Annotated in this window: 10 protein-coding genes; 2 read left to right on the forward strand and 8 right to left on the reverse strand. The window is 63.5% G+C overall.

The genetic code is table 11. The features are described 5' to 3' along the window. Positions 1–59 precede the first annotated feature (59 nt). From asd to leuC, 5 genes are all read right to left on the reverse strand, one after another. Positions 60–1,172 (reverse strand): aspartate-semialdehyde dehydrogenase, encoded by a 1,113-nt coding sequence (gene asd / locus GYA94_RS25665; protein WP_029887368.1) that lies wholly within the window; start codon positions 1,170–1,172, stop codon positions 60–62. 63 nt (positions 1,173–1,235) lie between these two features. Next, positions 1,236–2,318, reverse strand: coding sequence for a 3-isopropylmalate dehydrogenase (leuB, locus tag GYA94_RS25670; protein ID WP_009681662.1), 1,083 nt, complete (start codon positions 2,316–2,318; stop codon positions 1,236–1,238). A gap of 54 nt (positions 2,319–2,372) precedes the next feature. Continuing rightward, positions 2,373–3,137 carry a class I SAM-dependent methyltransferase gene (locus GYA94_RS25675; protein WP_009681663.1) on the reverse strand — a complete coding sequence of 255 codons (765 nt, stop codon included), beginning with the start codon at positions 3,135–3,137 and terminating at the stop codon, positions 2,373–2,375. Positions 3,138–3,283: 146 nt separating this feature from the next. After that, positions 3,284–3,928, reverse strand: coding sequence for a 3-isopropylmalate dehydratase small subunit (gene leuD, locus GYA94_RS25680; RefSeq protein WP_110679715.1), 645 nt, complete (start codon positions 3,926–3,928; stop codon positions 3,284–3,286). Further along, positions 3,925–5,358: a 3-isopropylmalate dehydratase large subunit gene (leuC, locus tag GYA94_RS25685; RefSeq protein WP_161893367.1), complete on the reverse strand. Its 1,434-nt coding sequence runs from the start codon at positions 5,356–5,358 to the stop codon at positions 3,925–3,927. The genes leuD and leuC overlap by 4 nt, the downstream gene beginning before the upstream one ends. A 131-nt stretch (positions 5,359–5,489) precedes the next feature. Here leuC and GYA94_RS25690 point away from each other — a divergent pair, with 131 nt between their 5' ends. Then, on the forward strand, positions 5,490–6,368 hold the full coding sequence (locus tag GYA94_RS25690) for a LysR family transcriptional regulator (RefSeq protein WP_054905866.1): 879 nt from the start codon (positions 5,490–5,492) through the stop codon (positions 6,366–6,368). A gap of 62 nt (positions 6,369–6,430) precedes the next feature. Beyond that, positions 6,431–9,727 (forward strand): PAS domain S-box protein, encoded by a 3,297-nt coding sequence (locus GYA94_RS25695; RefSeq protein WP_009681667.1) that lies wholly within the window; start codon positions 6,431–6,433, stop codon positions 9,725–9,727. 227 nt (positions 9,728–9,954) lie between these two features. Here the strand turns inward: GYA94_RS25695 and GYA94_RS25700 are convergent, their stop codons facing one another. The 3 genes from GYA94_RS25700 to GYA94_RS25710 all read right to left on the reverse strand — a co-directional run bounded on the left by GYA94_RS25700 (position 9,955) and on the right by GYA94_RS25710 (position 11,999). After that, the gene (locus GYA94_RS25700; protein WP_009685045.1) at positions 9,955–10,398 is read right to left on the reverse strand and encodes an Hsp20 family protein; all 444 of its coding nucleotides are present in this window, start codon (positions 10,396–10,398) and stop codon (positions 9,955–9,957) included. 146 nt (positions 10,399–10,544) lie between these two features. Continuing rightward, positions 10,545–11,513, reverse strand: coding sequence for a tRNA dihydrouridine synthase (locus tag GYA94_RS25705; RefSeq protein ID WP_009685046.1), 969 nt, complete (start codon positions 11,511–11,513; stop codon positions 10,545–10,547). 51 nt (positions 11,514–11,564) lie between these two features. Beyond that, the gene (locus GYA94_RS25710) at positions 11,565–11,999 is read right to left on the reverse strand and encodes an acyl-CoA thioesterase (protein ID WP_009685047.1); all 435 of its coding nucleotides are present in this window, start codon (positions 11,997–11,999) and stop codon (positions 11,565–11,567) included. Positions 12,000–12,192: the final 193 nt, after the last annotated feature.

The raw sequence follows: 12,192 nt of genomic DNA on the forward strand, positions 1-12,192 counted from the left end.
GGCGAACAACAAAAAACCCGTGCTGTTGCCAGCACGGGTTTTCGGACGAACCAGAACGATCAACGCTCCAGCAGAATCCGCAGCATGCGGCGCAGCGGCTCGGCAGCGCCCCACAGCAGCTGGTCACCCACGGTGAATGCGCCCAGGTACTGCGAGCCCATGTTCAGCTTGCGCAGGCGGCCAACCGGAATGTTCAGGGTGCCGGTGACCTTGGTCGGCGACAACTCCTGCATGCTGATTTCACGCTGGTTAGGCACCAGTTTCACCCAAGGGTTGTGCTGGCTGATCATGCCTTCGATATCGGCAATCGGCACATCCTTGTTCAGCTTGATGGTCAACGCCTGGCTGTGGCAACGCATGGCGCCGATGCGCACGCAGATACCATCGACCGGGATCGGGCTCTTGAAGCGGCCGAGGATCTTGTTGGTTTCGGCCTGGGCCTTCCACTCTTCACGGCTTTGGCCGTTCGGCAGTTCCTTGTCGATCCACGGGATCAGGCTGCCAGCCAGCGGTACGCCGAAGTTCTCGGTCGGGAACGCTTCGCTGCGCATGGCCTCGGCGACCTTGCGGTCGATGTCGAGAATGGCGCTGGCCGGGTTGGCCAGGTCGTCGGCGACGGCCGCGTGGGTAGCGCCCATCTGCTTGATCAGCTCACGCATGTTCTGCGCGCCGGCACCCGAGGCTGCCTGGTAGGTCATGGCGCTCATCCACTCGACCAGGCCAGCTTCGAACAGGCCACCCAGGCCCATCAGCATCAGGCTGACAGTGCAGTTGCCGCCGATGTAGTTCTTGGTACCGGCGTCCAGTTGCTGGTCGATGACCTTGCGGTTGACCGGGTCGAGGATGATGACCGCGTCATCCTGCATGCGCAGGGACGAGGCGGCGTCGATCCAGTAACCCTGCCAGCCGGCTTCGCGCAGCTTGGGGAAGACCTCGTTGGTGTAGTCGCCGCCCTGGCAGGTCAGGATAACGTCGAGGGTCTTGAGTTCTTCAATCGAATAAGCGTCCTTGAGCGGCGCTGTATCCTTGCCCACGTTCGGGCCTTGGCCACCCACGTTGGAGGTGGTGAAGAACACCGGCTCGATAAGGTCGAAGTCCTGCTCCTCCAGCATCCGCTGCATGAGCACGGAACCGACCATACCGCGCCAACCGATCAGACCTACACGTTTCATCGCAACTACACCTTTGCTAAAAGTGGGCCGCCACCAGGAATGTGGGGTGGCGGGCCAGAGAGATTACAGATTCCGCAGGGCTGCGACTACTGCGTCGCCCATTTCCTGCGTACCAACTTTGGTGCAGCCTTCCGAGAAGATGTCGCCCGTGCGCAGCCCCTGGTCCAGAACCAGGCTCACGGCCTTCTCGATCGCCTCGGCGGCGGCCGACTGATTGAAGCTGTAACGCAGCATCATCGACACCGACAGAATGGTCGCCAGTGGGTTGGCGATACCCAGGCCGGCGATGTCCGGGGCCGAGCCGTGGCAAGGCTCGTACATGCCCTTGTTGTCGGCATCCAGCGAGGCCGAAGGCAGCATGCCGATGGACCCGGTCAGCATGGAAGCTTCATCCGACAGAATGTCACCAAACATGTTGTCGGTCACCATCACGTCGAACTGCTTGGGGGCGCGCACCAGTTGCATGGCGGCGTTGTCCACGTACATGTGGCTCAGTTCCACATCCGGGTAATCCTTGGCCACGTCTTCGACCACTTCGCGCCACAGCTGGCTGGAAGCGAGCACGTTGGCCTTGTCCACCGAGCACAGTTTCTTGCCGCGCACGCGGGCCATGTCGAAACCGACACGGGCAATGCGGCGCACTTCGCTTTCGCTGTACGGCAGGGTGTCGTAGGCCTGGCGCTCGCCACCTTCCAGTTCACGCTGGCCGCGTGGGGCACCGAAGTAGATACCGCCGGTCAGCTCACGAACGATGAGAATGTCCAGGCCGGAAACGATCTCGGGCTTGAGCGAAGACGCGTCGGCCAGTTGCGGGTAGAGGATGGCCGGGCGCAGGTTGGCGAACAGGCCCAGTTGCGAACGGATTTTCAGCAGGCCGCGCTCCGGGCGGATATCACGCTCGATCTTGTCCCACTTCGGCCCGCCCACCGCGCCCAGCAAGACCGCGTCGGCCTTGCGCGCACGCTCCAGGGTTTCGTCGGCCAGGGGCACGCCGTGCTTGTCGATGGCAGCGCCACCGATCACATCGTGGGCCAGGCTGAAACCGAGCTGGAACTTGTCGTTGGCCAGCTCCAGCACCTTGACCGCTTCGGCCATGATTTCCGGCCCGATACCGTCACCTGGGAGAATCAGAATCTGCTTGCTCATGCTTTCCTCTATCCATTCACACGGCGCGGCCAAGCGGGCCCCACCGAAAAAAACTTATCGCTCTGCCCACAGCACCAGTACATCGCTGCTGAACGAGCCATCGCTGTCGATCTGATAATACTGCCGTACTTCTTCGCCCATGGCTTGCTGCAATTGGCGGATAGCCACGCGCATCGGCTCGGGGGTACGCATGCGCTCGACCCAGCTGGAAAACTCCAGGCGCAGCGGCTGGCGGGTGTGGCTGCGCACGTGCAAACCGGCTTCGCTGACCTGGCGCTGCCATTCGGCGGCGGAATAATCGCGCACGTGGCTGGTGTCGCGCAGCACTTCGACCGTTTGCAGGTAGGTGTCGAGCAGCGGGCTGCCCGGTGACATCACATCGATGAACGCCGCCACGCCGCCTGGCTTGAGCACCCGGCGCACTTCGCGCAAGGCCAGGCCCAGGTCGCTCCAGTGGTGGGCCGAGTAGCGGCTGAAAACGAAGTCGAACGATGCATCGGCGAACGGCAGGCGTTCGGCCGCGCCGCGTTCGGTGATGATATTGCCCAGGCCGCGCTCGGCAGCGGCACTGGCGACCACATCGAGCATGGCCTGCGACAGGTCGTAGGCGACCACTTCGGCGACCAGCGGCGCAACGTGGAAGCTGACATGCCCGGCACCGCAGCCCAGGTCCAGCACACGGGCGGCGCCCTGCCCTGCCAGTTCGGCCTGGAGCAAGGCAAATTCACTGCCCTGGGCGTGTACGGCGCTGCTGAGGTAGGCACTGGCTTGTTCGCCGAACTGGCGTTGGACCACGTCGGTGTGTTGGCTGCTGGTCATGTCTCGATCCTTTTGGTTCTGGGTTGGCTCTACGGGCGCTATCGCCGGCAAGCCAGCTCCCACAGGAGCACCACAGCCTGAAAGTTGTGGGAACCCTGTGGGCGCTGGCTTGCCGGCGATGAGGCCAGCGAACCCGGCTACATCATTCAGGCATCCCGGAACAGCCAAGGCTGCGCAGCACGGTGCTTGCCTTCGAAGGCCTTGATCGCATCGCCGTCCTGCAGGGTCAGGCCGATATCGTCCAGGCCGTTGAGCAGGCAGTGCTTGCGGAAGGCATCGATCTCGAAGTGCAGCACCTTGCCGTCTGGGCGGGTCACCGCCTGGGCCTGCAAGTCGATGGTCAGCTGGTAGCCCGGGTTGGCTTCCACCTGCTTGAACAACTCGTCCACTTCCTCATCGCTGAGGATGATTGGCAGCAAGCCGTTCTTGAAGCTGTTGTTGAAGAAGATGTCAGCGAAGCTCGGCGCAATGATGCTGCGGAAGCCATACTCGTCCAGCGCCCAGGGGGCGTGCTCACGGCTGGAGCCGCAACCGAAGTTTTCCCGCGCCAGCAGCACACTGGCACCCTGGTAGCGTGGATAGTTGAGCACGAACTCCTGGTTGACCGGGCGCTTGCTGTTGTCCTGGTAAGGCTGGCCCACGTCCAGGTAACGCCACTCGTCGAACAGGTTCGGACCAAAGCCGGTGCGCTTGATCGACTTGAGGAACTGCTTGGGGATGATCTGGTCGGTGTCGACGTTGGCACGGTCCAACGGCGCGACGAGGCCAGTGTGCTGGGTAAAGGCTTTCATGCTGCGCTCCCTTGGATCAACTCGCGAACATCGATGAAATGACCGGCTACCGCGGCAGCGGCGGCCATGGCCGGGCTGACCAGGTGGGTACGCCCACCGGCACCCTGACGGCCTTCGAAGTTGCGGTTGGAGGTGGACGCGCAATGCTCGCCGCTCTCCAGGCGGTCCGGGTTCATCGCCAGGCACATCGAGCAGCCTGGTTCACGCCATTCGAAACCGGCTTCGAGGAAGATCTTGTCCAGGCCTTCACGTTCGGCCTGCGCTTTGACCAGGCCCGAACCCGGCACGACGATGGCTTGCTTGACGCTGGCGGCCACCTTGCGGCCCTTGGCGATTTCCGCCGCGGCACGCAGGTCTTCGATGCGCGAGTTGGTGCACGAGCCGATGAAGACGCGGTCCAGCTTGATGTCGGTGATGGCCTGGTTGGCCGTCAGCCCCATGTACTTCAAGGCACGCTCGATCGAGCCACGCTTGACCAGGTCGGCTTCGGCGGCCGGGTCCGGTACGCGCTGGTCGACGGCCAGGACCATCTCGGGCGAAGTGCCCCAGCTAACCTGCGGCTTGATCTGGCTGGCATCCAGCTCGACCACGGTGTCGAACACCGCATCGTCATCCGACACCAGGTCTTTCCACGCCTCGACCGCCTGCTTCCACTGCTCGCCCTTCGGCGCGTAGGGGCGCCCTTCGACGTAGGCAACGGTAGTGGCGTCGGTGGCCACCAGGCCCACGCGGGCACCGGCTTCGATGGACATGTTGCAGATGGTCATGCGGCCTTCCATCGACAGCGCACGAATGGCGCTGCCGGCGAATTCCATGGCGTGGCCGTTGCCACCGGCGGTGCCGATCTTGCCGATCACGGCCAGGACGATGTCCTTGGCGGTGACGCCGGCCGGCAGCTCGCCTTTCACCCGGACCAGCATGTTCTTCATTTTCTTGGCGACCAGGCACTGGGTGGCGAGCACGTGCTCGACCTCGGAGGTGCCGATACCGTGGGCAAGGGCCCCGAACGCGCCGTGGGTCGAGGTGTGCGAGTCGCCGCAGACCACGGTCATGCCCGGCAAGGTGGCGCCTTGCTCCGGGCTGATGACGTGGACGATGCCTTGGCGCTCGTCGTTCATCTTGAATTCGACGATGCCGTATTCGTCGCAGTTCTCGTCGAGGGTCTGCACCTGCAGGCGCGACACCTGGTCGACGATGGCCTCGATGCCGCCCTTGCGCTCCGGCGTGGTTGGCACGTTGTGGTCCGGCGTCGCGATGTTGGCGTCGATGCGCCACGGTTTGCGGTTGGCCAGGCGCAGGCCTTCGAAGGCCTGGGGCGATGTCACTTCGTGGATGATGTGGCGATCGATGTAGATCAGGGACGAGCCGTCATCACGGCGCTTGACCTCATGGGCTTCCCAGAGTTTGTCGTAGAGCGTTTTGCCAGCCATCAGACTGTTCCTCATCAGCGTCTTTCTGTGCCAAAAACCCCTTGGCTTGTATGGACGATGCTATGGGGTTAGATTGAATAACTCAAATTCATAATTTTTATGCTTTGGATAGCTAAAAGGAATACCAAACCATGGACCTGGCCAACCTTAGTGCCTTTATCGCCATTGCGGAAAGCGGCAGCTTTTCCGGGGCAGCGGAACGCCTGTTCCTAACCCAGCCCGCCATCAGCAAGCGCATCGCGGGCCTGGAGCAGCAGCTGGACGTACGCCTGTTCGACCGTTTGGGGCGCGAAGTGACGTTGACCGAGGCCGGGCGGGCACTGCTGCCCCGCGCTTACCAGATCCTCAACGTCCTTGATGATACCCGACGGGCGCTGACCAACCTGAACGGGGCGGTGACTGGTCGGCTGACCCTGGCCACCAGCCACCATATCGGTCTGCACCGCCTGCCCCCGCTTTTACGGGCGTTCACCCGCCAATACCCAGCAGTAGCACTGGATATTCAGTTCATGGATTCAGAACAGGCCTACGACGAGATTCTGCATGGCCGCGCCGAGATTGCCGTGATCACCCTGGCGCCCGAACCGCACCACCTGGTCAAGGCGGTACCGGTATGGGACGACGCCCTGGACTTCGTCGCCGCGCCCGAGCACCCGCTGGCCAACAACCAGGCAGTGAGCCTGGCCGATGTCGCCCGCCACCCGGCGGTATTCCCCGGTGGCAACACGTTTACCCACCACATCGTCCAGCGCCTGTTCGAAAGCCAGGGCCTGACGCCGAACATCGCCATGAGCACCAACTACCTGGAAACCATCAAGATGATGGTATCGATCGGCCTGGCCTGGAGCGTGCTGCCGCGCACCATGCTCGATGAACAGGTTGCACCCATCGCCTTGCCCGGCATACAGCTGTCGCGCCAGCTAGGCTACATTTTGCACACGGAGCGTACGCTGTCGAACGCGGCCAGGGCGTTCATGGCGTTGCTCGACAGCCACGCAGGGTCCGCCTGAGCGGCCGTCAGCCCGGTATTTCCAACTCCAAGGACGCGTCTTACGCCAAAGGTCTGGTACCGATGCCCAAAACAGTGAACCGCTTTTTGCGCCTGCCGCGAATACCTGCGGCCGACCCGCAGGAATCCGAGCAGGCCTGGCAGAACGCCCCACAATTGCTGGCCGCGCTCAACGGCGCACGCCTGGGTGCCTGGCTATGGGATATCGAAAGCGGCCGTGTCAGCTGGTCACGCGGTACCCAGGCGCTGTTCGGCTTCGATCCCCAGCGCCCGCTGCCCGCCGATGCCGATTACCTCGACCTGCTGCCCGAAGAGGACCGCGCCCGTACCCGCCAGGTGTTCCAGGCGATTTTCAACGGCGAGCCGGTGGAGCGCGCCATGCGCCACCGCATCCGCTGGCCGGACGGCAGCCTGCACTGGCTGGAGATAAACGGCAGCCTGACCCACGACCAGCATGGCCGGCCACAGATGATCGGGGTGGTGCGTGAAATCACCCGCCAGCGCGAGCGGGAAGCGGCATTGATCAACTCGGAGAAGCGCTTCGCCACGCTGTTCCACCTCAGCCCCAACGCCATTTTGCTCTCCCGCCGCCACGACGGCATGATCTTCGAGGTCAACCAGCATTTCGAAGACATGTTCGGCTGGCCTGGCAGCCAGGTCATCGGCAAGACCAGCCTGGAGCTGGGCCTGTGGGTCAACCCCGAGCAGCGTCAGCAGGTGATCGAGTCGACCCGCGCCAACGGCGACCCGCAGATCATGGAGGTCCAGTTCCGGGCCATCAGCGGCAAGGTGCACGACGGCATTCTCTGCACCCAAGGCATCGAACTGGAAGGCGTGACCTTCCTGATCAGCACCTTCGTCGACACCAGCGAGCGCAAGCGCGCCGAGCAGGCCCTGAAAGACAGCCAGGAGCGCCTGGACCTGGCCCTGGACTCGGCGCAGCTGGGCACCTGGGACTGGCATATCCCCAGCGGCATGCTCTATGGCTCGGCCCGCGCCGCGCAGTTGCACGGCCTGCCGCCGATTCCTTTCCACGAGTCGTTCGACGCCTTCTTCGAGGGTGTACCGGAACAAGAGCGCAACTCGATGCGCCAGGCCTACCGAAGCCTGCGCGAAGGCCCTGCCGGCAACTACCAGATCACCTACCGGGTGCAGCTGGAAAACGGCGTTTCGCGCTACATCGAGAGCCGCGCCCGGCTTTACCGGGACGACCAGGGCAATCCGCTGCGCATGGCCGGCACGTTGCTCGACATTACCGACCAGGTCGAACGCGAGCAGCGCCTGAGCGCCTCCGAGGAGAAGTTCGCCAGCCTGTTCCAGGTCAGCCCCGACCCCATCTGCGTTACCCGCCAGGACACTGGCCAGTTCATCGAGATCAACCCGGCCTTCACCCAGAACTTCGGCTGGAGCAGCGAGCAAGTGCTTGGCCGCACTGCCGAGGAGATCGGCTTGTGGGCCGAATCCATCGAGCGTGCGCAACGGATCGAACGGGTGATCCGCGAACAGGCGCTGAGCAATGTCGCCGTGGTCGTCAACCACCGCAGTGGGGCGCCCCTGACGTGCGTGATCTCCAGCCGCCTGATTACTGTCGACGACCAGCCCTGCAGCGTGACCACCCTGCGCGACATCACCCAACAGCAACGCGCCGAAGCGGCCCTGAAATCCAGCGAGGAAAAGTTCGCCAAGGCCTTCCACTCCAGCCCTGACGCCATCACCATCACCGAATGCAACAGTGGCCGTTACCTGGAAGTCAACGATGGCTTCTGCCGCCTGACCGGCTATAGCGCTGCGGAAGTGGTGGGCCAGACGGTGTACGAAATCGGCATCTGGGCCGATGACAAGCAACGCGGCGCCTTGCTCGCCGAACTGCGCGAGCGCGGCCGGGTTCACCACCGCGAGATGCTCGGGCGCAACAAGCGCGGCGATATCCTGACCGTGGAGGTGTCGGTCGAGCGGATCACCCTCAATGAAGTGGACTGCCTGCTGCTGACCGCCCGCGACGTCAGCCAGCTGAAGAACGCCCAGGCGCAGATCCGGCACCTGGCCTACCACGACCCGCTGACCAACCTGCCCAACCGCGCCCTGCTGATGGACCGCCTCAGCCAGCAGATCGCCCTGCTCAAGCGCCACAACCTGCGCGGCGCGCTGCTGTTCCTCGACCTTGACCACTTCAAGCACATCAACGACTCGTTGGGCCACCCGGTGGGCGACGCGGTGCTGAAGATCATTACCGCGCGCCTGGAAGCCAGCGTGCGCCTGGAAGACACCGTGGCGCGCCTGGGCGGCGACGAGTTCGTGGTGCTGCTCAGTGGTCTGGAAGGCAGCCGAGAATTGGTGGAAGCACAAGTGCGCGAACTGGCCGACACCCTACGCGAGCTGCTGGCCGAGCCCATGTCGCTGGATGGCCAGCGCCTGCAGGTCACGCCCAGCATCGGCGTGGCGCTGATCCCCGACCATGGTGCCACACCGGCCGACCTGCTCAAACGCGCCGATATCGCTCTGTACCGGGCCAAGGATTCCGGTCGCAACACTACCCAGCTGTTTCACACCACCATGCAAAAGGCCGCCAGCGAACGCCTGCGCATGGAGAACGACCTGCGCCTGGCCCTGGCCCGCGGCGAACTGGCGTTGCACTTCCAACCGCAGGTGGATGCCCGTGACAACCGCATCGTCGGTGCCGAGGTGCTGCTGCGCTGGCACCACCCGCAACTTGGCCAGCAGCCACCCGCGCAGTTCATCCAGGTACTGGAGGAAAGCGGGCTGATTCTGGAAGTGGGGAGCTGGATCCTGGACGAGGCCTGCGACGCCTGCGCGCGCATGCTGACGGACGGCCTGATCGACGCCGACGACTTCAGCCTGTGCGTGAACATCAGCCCGCGGCAGTTCCGCCAGGCCGACTTCGTGGGGCGGGTACTGCGCAGCCTCGACGACTACCGCCTGCCACGCAAGATGCTGAAGCTGGAAATTACCGAGGGCATCGTCATCCAGAACCTGGAAGACACCATCAGCAAGATGCGCGAGCTCAAGCGCTATGGGGTGAGTTTCGCCATGGATGACTTCGGCACGGGCTACTCGTCGCTGACGTACCTGAAGCGCTTGCCGGTCGATGCACTGAAGATCGACCAGAGCTTCGTGCGCGATGCGACGGTCGACCCGAACGATGCCGAGATCGTCCGTGCCATCGTCGCCATGGCCCGCAGCCTGGACCTGGCGGTGATTGCCGAAGGGGTCGAGCTCACAGAGCAGCTGGAGTTTCTCGAGCAGCTAGGGTGCTACCTGTACCAGGGCTACCTGCATAGCCGGCCTTTGCCGTTGGCGGAGTTCCGGCAGATGCTGCTGGAAGCACCGGCGGATTACTGACTGGAACCCCGGTGTGGCCGCTTTCGCAGGGCCAGGCAAAAAAAGGGCACCCGAAGGTCAATGCCAGTCAGTTAAGTCATTTGGGGCCGCTTTGCGACCCTTCGCGGGCACGCCCGCTCCCACTTCTTGAATTCACCTGTGGGAGCGGGCGTGCCCGCGAAGGGCTGCAAAGCAGCCCCAGTAACGCAGGCATTAACCCAAAGATGCCCTTGTTTACAACGATCCCATCAATTCAGCGCTGGCTTGTCGCCGTTGATCGGGATGCGCTTGGCCTTGGCTTCTTCAGGCACGATGCGCAGCAGGTCGATGCTGAGCAGACCATTGGCCAGGCCGGCAGCCTTGACTTCAATGTGGTCGGCCAAGCGGAACGACAGCTTGAAGGCGCGCTGCGCGATACCCTGGTGCAGGTAGGTCACTTCAGCATCGCCATTGTCACGCTTGCCACCGATAACGGTCAGGACACCCTTTTCGACCTGCAGGTCGAGGTCCTGCTCCTGGAAACCGGCTGCGGCAACCACGATACGGTATTGGTCATCGCCATGCTTTTCCACGTTGTAGGGCGGGTAGCTGCTACCAGCCTCATTACGGGCCGCGGATTCGAACAGGTCATTGAAGCGGTCGAAGCCAACGGAATGACGGAACAGTGGAGCAAGAGAGAAAGCGGTAGTCATGGTCATAAACTCCTGAGTATCAGCAAGTAAGTCATTGCGCGACCCGAATTCGGCATCGCGTACTCAAGAGATAGGGCCAAGACAAAGGCTTTCAAGGGGGTAAATTGAAAAAATCTGCTGGGGGGGGGAAACGGGCCGATGGCCGTTCAGGCAACACAGGCCTCGGCCACCGCCTCACAGCCCAGCAACCGGCTGATCCGCGCACAATCATCCTCGCGGCGCAACTCGGCAAACAGCAGCACCGCCTCCGGGTAACTACGGGTCAGCATGGCCAGCCACTGCTTCAGTCGGCCGGGCGCATAACGCGGTGACAGCTTGGCCTGGGCCTGGCGCCAGAACTCGCGCAGCAGCGGCTGCAGGTCCTGCCAGCCCAGCGGCTGGTAATCACGCCCATCCCGCGCCGCGGCTATCTGCAGGCCAAGGTCAGGGCGCGAAACCAGCCCACGGCCAAGCATGATGTCCTCGGCACCACTGACCTCACGGCAACGCCGCCAGTCGTCCACGGTCCAGATCTCGCCATTGGCAAACACGGGCACCTTGACCACGTCCTGCACCCGCGCCACCCACTCCCAATGGGCGGGCGGCTTGTAGCCCTCGACCTTGGTCCGCGCATGCACCACGAGGTGCGCCGAGCCGCCGTCTGCCAGCGCCATGGCGCAATCCAGCGCGCCGGCCGGGCTATCGAAGCCCAGGCGCATCTTCGCGGTTACCGGGATATGCGCAGGCACCGCGCGGCGCACGGCATGCACGATGGCATGGAGCAACTCCGGCTCCTTGAGCAGCACGGCGCCACCGCGGGACTTGTTCACTGTCTTGGCCGGGCAGCCAAAGTTCAGGTCGATGACCGGCGCGCCCAGTTCACAGGCCAGTGCGGCGTTTTCCGCCAGGCATAGCGGGTCCGACCCCAGCAGCTGCACGCGCATGGGCACCCCGGCAGCCGTCAGCGCCCCCTGGCGCAGCTCGGGGGCCAGCTTGTGGAACGAAGCCGGCGGCAACAGGCGGTCGCACACCCGAATGAACTCGGTGACGCACCAGTCTATGCCGCCCACACGGGTCAGCACGTCGCGCAGGATGTTGTCGACCAGCCCCTCCATGGGGGCCAGAGCAATTTGCATGTCGGGGTCTCGGCGGAAAAAGGCGGCAGTCTAACAAAAAAACCCGGCGTTTCAGGCACCGATCAGCGCCGGCCCGTAACCGTCGAGAAATTCTGCCGGCATGCGCCTGGGCTTGCCGCTGGAAAGCTCGATGCAGGCGAAGGTGGTCTGCGCTCGCAGCAGGGTCACACCGTCACGCGGGCGTTGGAGTTGGAAACGCCGGGTCATGCGCAGGCGCTGATCCCAGTCGATGATCCAGGTGGCCAGTTGCAATTCGTCGTCTTCGTAGGCGGCCGCCAGGTAATCGATTTCGTGGCGCACCACAGCCATTGCACGGTCCAGCCGGCGATACGCGGCAAGGTCTAGGCCCAGGCGCTGGGAGTGACGCCAGGCACAGCGCTCCAGCCAGGTGACGTAGACGGCATTGTTGGCGTGGCCGAGGCCATCGATGTCCTCGCTGCCGACGCGCAGGTCGATGACGAAGGGTGTTGGCAGGTCCCAACTCATGTTCGCTTCCTTGGCGCAAAAGCCGATTTAGCAGCGGCGAGCGGGTCAATGTCCAGCGACATCGCCATGCTCCAGGGCCAATGCACCCTGCGCAGCCTGCAGAATGCGTTAGCCAGGCAAAAAGCCATGGCCCTATTCCAGAGCAGGTATGACAGGGAAAACGGGGGAAGGGAAAAATCGAGTAGGAGGCGGG

The organism is Pseudomonas juntendi (assembly GCF_009932375.1).
Taxonomy (GTDB): Bacteria; Pseudomonadota; Gammaproteobacteria; order Pseudomonadales; family Pseudomonadaceae; genus Aquipseudomonas; species Aquipseudomonas juntendi.

Excerpts from the sequence above, each read along its gene's own strand:
- asd (WP_029887368.1), bottom strand. The coding sequence starts at position 1,172 with ATGAAACGTGTAGGTCTGATCGGTTGGCGCGGTATGGTCGGTTCCGTG.
- leuB (WP_009681662.1), bottom strand. The coding sequence starts at position 2,318 with ATGAGCAAGCAGATTCTGATTCTCCCAGGTGACGGTATCGGGCCGGAA.
- GYA94_RS25675 (WP_009681663.1), bottom strand. The coding sequence starts at position 3,137 with ATGACCAGCAGCCAACACACCGACGTGGTCCAACGCCAGTTCGGCGAA.
- leuD (WP_110679715.1), bottom strand. The coding sequence starts at position 3,928 with ATGAAAGCCTTTACCCAGCACACTGGCCTCGTCGCGCCGTTGGACCGT.
- leuC (WP_161893367.1), bottom strand. The coding sequence starts at position 5,358 with ATGGCTGGCAAAACGCTCTACGACAAACTCTGGGAAGCCCATGAGGTC.
- GYA94_RS25690 (WP_054905866.1), top strand. The coding sequence starts at position 5,490 with ATGGACCTGGCCAACCTTAGTGCCTTTATCGCCATTGCGGAAAGCGGC.
- GYA94_RS25695 (WP_009681667.1), top strand. The coding sequence starts at position 6,431 with ATGCCCAAAACAGTGAACCGCTTTTTGCGCCTGCCGCGAATACCTGCG.
- GYA94_RS25700 (WP_009685045.1), bottom strand. The coding sequence starts at position 10,398 with ATGACTACCGCTTTCTCTCTTGCTCCACTGTTCCGTCATTCCGTTGGC.
- GYA94_RS25705 (WP_009685046.1), bottom strand. The coding sequence starts at position 11,513 with ATGCAAATTGCTCTGGCCCCCATGGAGGGGCTGGTCGACAACATCCTG.
- GYA94_RS25710 (WP_009685047.1), bottom strand. The coding sequence starts at position 11,999 with ATGAGTTGGGACCTGCCAACACCCTTCGTCATCGACCTGCGCGTCGGC.